The sequence below is a fragment of the Arthrobacter sp. SIMBA_036 genome (assembly GCF_046535135.1).
Lineage (GTDB): Bacteria > Actinomycetota > Actinomycetes > Actinomycetales > Micrococcaceae > Arthrobacter.
In genome coordinates this window covers 1-233 of sequence record NZ_JAWRXG010000483.1, presented here as the reverse complement: position 1 = coordinate 233, position 233 = coordinate 1, and the positions used below count along the sequence as shown (strand labels likewise).

Annotated in this window: 1 protein-coding gene; it reads right to left on the bottom strand. The window is 54.9% G+C overall.

Going from position 1 to position 233, the window contains the following annotated elements; all coding sequences use genetic code 11:
- Nucleotides 1-30 precede the first annotated feature (30 nt).
- A partial coding sequence (locus SB659_RS20615; RefSeq protein ID WP_410551790.1) for a hypothetical protein occupies nt 31-233 on the bottom strand: 203 nt, incomplete at its 5' end.

The following is a 233-nucleotide window of genomic DNA, read 5'->3' as shown; positions in this document are numbered from 1 at the left end:
CCCTGCATCGCACTGCAGGGGAGTCATCATTTACCCTCTCAGTCGCGAAAACTGCCAGTGGCAGAACGGGCTGTACTCGTCAGCCACCGGCAGATTCTGCTGCGCATATTTACTCAGCCCGCCATGCTCAGACCAGAACAGTTCCAGCGCTTCGGCATTCAGATCACCTGCGGCTTTGTAGACATTCGTTGTCTGGTATTCGGTGTTTTCCGCGTACTCTTCTTCACCCATCG